Here is a 6,103-nt window from a genome sequence, read left to right on the forward strand (position 1 = left end):
CGATGGCGAGGCCGGTGCTCAGGCGCAGGCCGAGTCCGCCGCCACCGCGCCGGTGGAGGCGGGGCCAGCGAACGGAGCGGCCACGGCGAAGCCGCCCTTGCCAGAGGGATTGCACGCGCGCTTGTGGACGCACCTGATCGGCTGGCTTGGCCACAATCGCAGCCGGCGACCGCTCAACGGTGTCGTGCTGGTCCTCGACCTGGTGACGCTGTTGGAGCAACCAGCGAGCGATCGCAAGGCGCTGGCGATTCTGCTGCGTGCGCGGCTGGCCGAACTCAGCCGTCAGTTAGGCACGCGGCCGCCCCTGTACGTCGTCCTGAGCAAGTTTGACCTGCTCGACGGCTTCGAAGCCTTCTTCGCGTGCCTGCCCAAGTCGGTGCGCGAAGACATCTTCGGCTTCACCTTCACGCTGGACTCCGTACAGAACTACGACGCCTGGCTGACGGAACTGGCGCAACGCTACGACGAACTCATTGCCAAGCTCAACGAGCGCATCATCGATGCACTGAGCACGGCCCCGCTGCGGGAACGCGAAGGCCTGTTCTCGCTGGTGCGGCAGCTTGCAGGCATGCGCCAGGTGCTGCTGGGCTTCCTGGTCGATGTCCTCGGCAGCGACCGCTACGTCACGCCGGCCTTGCCGCGCGGCCTGTACTTCTCATCGGTATACCAGCAGGGCTTGCTCACCAACGCGTTCGTCAACAACGCCTCGGCCAGCTATCACATCGAGCCGCCGGTGTCGTCGGCGCAGCCCAGCGGACGCTCCGCGGTGTACTTCGCCCAGCAGCTGTTCCAGCGCGTTATCTACCCCGAGGCAGGCTTGGCCAGCGACAACCTCAAGGTGCTGGCCGACAAGAAACGCGCGCTGGCCGTGAGCCTGGGCGTGGCCTCGCTGGGTGGTGTGCTGATCGCGGGCGGGTGGTACCACTACTACGGTGTCAATCGCGACAAGGCCCTCACCGTGCTCGAGCGCAGCCGTGCCTTCAGCGCCAGCGCGATCGACCAGCGCGCCGACCCCACCGGTCGCAACCTGCTTGCGCCGATGGACCAAATCCGCAGTGCGGTGGCCGTGTACGGCGACTACCGCGACGCATGGCCCGTGGTCGCCGACATGGGGCTGTACCAAGGGCGCAAGATCGGGCCCAAGGTCGACGAGGCCTACCTCAAGCTGCTCTCCACGCGGTTTCTGCCCGAACTGGCCGGCGGCGTCATGCAGGAGATGGAGGGTGCCGGGGCCGACAGCGACCGCCAGCTCGCCGCGCTGCGGGTCTATCGCATGATCGAAGACCGCACCAACCGGCGCCCGCCCATCGTCGAGGACTGGATGGCGCAACGCTGGCAGGCCACATTCCCCGCCGAGAACACGGTGCAGTCCACGTTGCGGCAGCATCTGGACTACGCCATGAAGTACGCCGATGCCGATCTCCCGCAGTACCAGGCTCGGGTCGGGGAGATCCAGCGCACGCTGCGCCAGATCCCCTTGCCGCAGCGCGTGTACATCGCCCTTCGCCGGCAGGCGGGCGAGTCCCTGCGCACGCCATTGGACCTGCGCAACGAGATCGGGCCGGCCTTCGATATCGTCTACAAGCCAGTCACCACCGCCGCCCAGCCCGCCAGCGCCGCGGCCGCGCCCGCGCCGAACGGGCGCATCGACGCGCTGCTCACTGCCAAGGGCTACCGCGGCTACTTCGAGCCGCACAGCAAGGACGTGGTAGACCTCGCCGTCATCGATCAGTGGGCTTTGGGGGAGCGGCGAACCCTCGACTATTCCAAGGCGGACCGGGATGCGCTGGGCGTGCAGATTCGCGAGCTCTACAACCGCGACTACATCGACACCTGGCAGCGCAACCTCAACCACTTGGAAGTGCGCGACTTCGACGACATCACCCAGGCCGTCGACATCCTCGGCAGCGTAACCAGTCCGGCCGCGCCGCTGCGCCGGCTGGTGGAAACCGTGCGAGACAACACCGAACTCGACCGTGCCGTTGACGCCGGCAAGCCTCGGCCCGGCGCAGACGGTGAGGCGTCGGGCGCGGCGGCGAGCAAGGCACCCGATGCGGTGACGCCCCAGGTGGGCAGCATCGTGCGGGCGTTCGCCGGCCTCAACGACCTGCTGGAGGCACGGGGCAACAAGCCGCCGTACCTTGACGAAACCATGCTTGCCATCGGCAGCGTGCAAGACCAGGTGAAAGGCGTGCACGACAGCCCCAATCGCGGCAAGGCCGCGCTCGCCGCGGTGCTGGAGCGCTTCTCGCTGAAGGGACCGGATCCGATCGGCAACCTGCAGCGCATTGCGGCCGGCCTGCCACAGCCGCTGAACCAGCAGGTCAGGAAACTGGCCGACGAGTCGTCGCAGGTGCTGGTGATCGAGGCGCTGGGCGAACTCGAGCGGCGCTGGGATGCCGATGTGTTCCGCTTCTACAACGAGCGGCTGGCAGGGCGCTACCCGTTCTCGCCGTCGAGCCGCGAAGAGGTATCGCTGGATGACTTCGCCGCCTTCTTCGGCCCGCAGGGCAAGCTGCAGCAGTTCAAGTCGGCGTATCTCAAGCTGTTCCTCGAAGACAACCTCGAAGCCCTGCACTCCGAGCGCCGCGGCGGCTACCTCGTGCGCACCGACGTGCTCACGCAGTTGGAAGCCGCCGACCGCATTCGCGACGCTTTCTTCGACAGCCGCGGCAACTTCGGGCTGGAGTTCATGGTGGAGCCGCTGGGCCTGACCGCCACGCGGCGCAGCAGCGTGCTCAACGTGGATGGCCAGCTCATCACCTACAGCCACGGCGCTACCCATGCGGCACGGCTGATCTGGCCCAACACCCTCAGCGGGGGCAGCAACGGCGAAAGCCGCATCACCCTGGTCAACAGCAGCGGCAACAGCAGCGGCCTGATCTATCGCGGCCCCTGGTCCATGTTCCGCCTGCTTAGCCAGGCCCGGCTCAACGGCGCCACCGCAAACGCGGTGGATATCAGCTTCACCGCCAGCGATGGCGGCATGCGCTACCGCGTCACCGCCGACAAGACCGACAACCCGTTCACCCGGCAGTTGTTCCGGGGCTTCACGCTGCCGCGCACGCTGCTGGCGGACAGCGCCCGGCAGACTGCCACCCGCGTCGCCGCGGCGCCGCAGGCGAAGACCGCGCAGCAGTGAGGCGGGCACCCGTCCGTCTCGTTCCAACCAGCAAGGAGAGCTCCATGCAAGACATCATCCGAAAAGGCGACCGCACCGACCATGGCGGCGAGGTGCTAGAGGGCTTTGCGCAGACCAACCTCAACGGCCAGCCGATGGCGGGCGTCGGACACATGGTGTCGTGTCCCAAGTGCAAAGGGGTGTTCCCGATCGCCGAAGGCAGCAGCACCTACCGGGTTGGCGGCGTCGCGGTGGCGCTGGACGGCATGAAAACCGCCTGCGGCGCGCGCTTGATCGCCAGCGGGTCCAAGGGCAGCGTCCACGCGTGATGGGGGCACGCCGTCAAACGCGCGGGCGGCGCGCGTCGGCACAAAAGCGGATGCACGCCATCTTTGGCGTGCTACCTCGGACGCGGACAACCGCGGCGAGTGAAACAAGGGGGAAGACGTGAGCAATCGAGCGTGGCTCTATCTATTGGACGATACCGGCAGGGCGATTCAAGTTGCCGAAACAAGCGATGTGATTCCGAGTCTTTGGCGAGTTATTTTGTCTGACAGTCAAGCGGGCGAAGCGTTCGCCTATCAACGCGTGTTCGGCGATGCTAAAACGCCAGGTTTGCTTGGTCATGCGCGAGTCGCGAGGTTCCGGCTGGGTGCGCTTGTGCAGTTTCTCCAAGCGCATCCATTGCCGGGGGACGCTGCGGATCTGCCGCGAGCGCTCGACCTTCTTGTGAATTGGCTTGATCACGAGATCGAGACGATGGGGGGCGCCACCCCGGTGTTCTCAGCCGATTTGGATGAGCTTTACTGGCTCGAAGGGGATGACGATTCGGAAGAAGACCCGGAAGATCCGGCACGCTACATTGAGCACGAACGATGGATTTGTCACGCTGTGTGGGCTGCGATAGATCGTCGTATGGCGGCCAGTGATGTCAGAGGTGTGCGCATGGCGCTGGGCTTGACGGATTCGGCAACCGGGGCCGAATGGATGCGGATATTCGGCTTTGACGGCTTGTCGCACGACGCCATCCAGGAAGCGTTGCAGGAGAACACCGACACTCGCCTCGGCGGTGATGATGCCGGGCCGGGCCCGCGCGAGTGGCGCCGGGAAGATGGCCGTTGCGGTCTGGTTGACGCGCAAGAACGCTGGATGATCGCTCCAGCGTTCGACAATGTGGTGGATCTCGCCGATATCGGGTTGATGGGCTTGGCACTGGTTCAACTGCGGCGGCGCTGGGGCTTGAAGACGCATGGCGACGAGTGGGTGGTGCCGGTCGAGTGGCGCGAGCTTGCATGGTACCCGGAATGCCATGCCTTCATCGCGGAGCGAAAGGGGCGTCAAGGGTTAATCGATTGTCGCGGCCGTATGCTCGTCGAACCCATCTACGCAGAGGTGACGGCATTCGGCAACGACAAGGTGATGAAGGCGTTGCGCGCGCAATCGATCGAGCGATTTGTGGTCAAGAACGATGCTGGAAGCGCCATGGTTATCGATGGCGATGGCCATCTCCTGACCCCGAGCGATGGATATACCGACATCGCTGCCTTCGACTGGTTTGCTGGAGAGGGCCCGGTGCCGGTGGCGACAGTCGCGCGCTATGTCCGTGCGGTTCTGTCGGACGAGGAGAATGCCGCCGTCGCCATTTTCGATATCGACAAGCAGGTGGAGGTTGTACGCGGCGACTACATTTGGACGTACGCCTTGTGCTGGGGAAGCGGATATGGCTGGTTCGTCGTAGAGCAAGGCGAGGATGGTAACTACCAAGCGGGTGTTATCGACGCCAACGGCAAGGTGATACATCCGCCCTGTTACTGGTGGATGGGTTCGTTCGCGTCATTTAGCAGCGATGAAGCCGATCACCTGATTCCTTACGAAATGACTGCCTGCTGGCGCCGAGGCGAGCCGGTGAGCGCGATGCATAAGGACGGACAGTTAAGGTGGCTCTACGCCGACGGGCGGTCGGAACATTGCACCAACGCGACCTAGAGGGATGCGCAAGAGCGGAGTCAGGTTAGCTTCCAATTGCAGCGAGAGCGATTCCGATCAAAAATGAAGAGAGGGAAGAACTATGAACCAGACCAATATCCAGCAGCCGTCATTCGCCTTCGTGGCCGCGTCGTGGGCTGCCCTGCTCGCGGGGTTTGTTGCGTTCCTGATCGGGCTTTGGAACGCCGAGATGCAGCTCAACGAAAAAGGCTACTACTTCACCGTGTTGGCGTTTGGCCTGTATGCGGCGATCTCACTGCAGAAAAGTGTGCGCGACCGCCTGGAAGGCATCCCCGTCACTGGCATCTACTACGGGCTGAGCTGGATCGCGCTGCTGCTCGCGATTGCGCTGCTGACCATCGGTCTCTTCAACGCGACGCTGCAATTGAGCGAGAAAGGCTTCTACGCGATGTCGTTCATGCTCGCGCTGTTCGGCGCCATCGCCGTGCAGAAGAACACACGCGATCTGCAGAGCGCGAAGCCGCGCTTTTCCGAAACGGATGCCGCGTCGTTTGTTGACGAGTGACGGCGCGCGAGGCGGGCGCCCGCAGTGCCGGGCGAACTTTTCTCCCAGAATCGGTGATCGCCATTGAGACAGGAAAGCGGGCAGGCTCACTTCCAGATCGGCCAGCACATCAAGAAGTAAACCTGCTCCCGTTCATGATCGCCGTCGCGATGACGGCATCCCCCTTCGAACGATCAACCGGGCATCACCGCATCCAACGCCTTTTCCCACCAGCTCGCCGGGCTAATCTCGCTCAGGAAGTCGTGAATCGCCGTCAGCTCGGCTTCGACTTCCTGCCGTCGTGCGTAGAAGCCGTTTCGTCGGTTGGCTTGATCCGCTGTCGGATGCGAGCCGCCGCCACCGCCAAACGGGCCGCTCGGGCCTAAGCGGGTCGCCTCTTGCATCTCCTTGTCGAGCTTCTTGATGGCCTCATCCAGTTGTTCCGCCTCGCGTTTCAGCTTGCCCTTGCTGGCCAGCAACGCGCCGCGGTC

5 protein-coding genes are annotated in these 6,103 nt (G+C 64.4%); 4 read left to right on the plus strand and 1 reads right to left on the minus strand.

Features of this window, described 5'->3' with window-relative positions:
- The 4 genes from tssM to yiaA all read left to right on the plus strand — a co-directional run.
- On the plus strand, positions 1–3,142 hold a 3,142-nt coding region (gene tssM / locus P3W85_RS14155; RefSeq protein ID WP_276265244.1), incomplete at its 5' end, for a type VI secretion system membrane subunit TssM.
- A gap of 44 nt (positions 3,143–3,186) precedes the next feature.
- Positions 3,187–3,450 carry a PAAR domain-containing protein gene (locus P3W85_RS14160; protein WP_276265245.1) on the plus strand — a complete coding sequence of 88 codons (264 nt, stop codon included), beginning with the start codon at positions 3,187–3,189 and terminating at the stop codon, positions 3,448–3,450.
- 118 nt (positions 3,451–3,568) lie between these two features.
- A complete protein-coding gene (locus P3W85_RS14165) occupies positions 3,569–5,107 on the plus strand; it encodes a hypothetical protein (RefSeq protein WP_276265246.1) in 1,539 nt (512 codons plus the stop codon).
- A gap of 82 nt (positions 5,108–5,189) precedes the next feature.
- Complete coding sequence (gene yiaA / locus P3W85_RS14170) at positions 5,190–5,633, plus strand: inner membrane protein YiaA (protein WP_276265247.1); 444 nt, start codon at positions 5,190–5,192, stop codon at positions 5,631–5,633.
- Positions 5,634–5,806: 173 nt separating this feature from the next.
- On the opposite strand, the gene P3W85_RS14175 is transcribed toward yiaA, so the two are convergent.
- Positions 5,807–6,103, minus strand: a 297-nt coding sequence (locus P3W85_RS14175) for a hypothetical protein (RefSeq protein WP_276265248.1), incomplete at its 5' end; no start/stop codon positions are given.

The organism is Cupriavidus basilensis (genome assembly GCF_029335485.1).
GTDB lineage: Bacteria > Pseudomonadota > Gammaproteobacteria > Burkholderiales > Burkholderiaceae > Cupriavidus > Cupriavidus basilensis_E.

Excerpts from the sequence above, each read along its gene's own strand:
- P3W85_RS14160 (WP_276265245.1), top strand. The coding sequence starts at position 3,187 with ATGCAAGACATCATCCGAAAAGGCGACCGCACCGACCATGGCGGCGAG.
- yiaA (WP_276265247.1), top strand. The coding sequence starts at position 5,190 with ATGAACCAGACCAATATCCAGCAGCCGTCATTCGCCTTCGTGGCCGCG.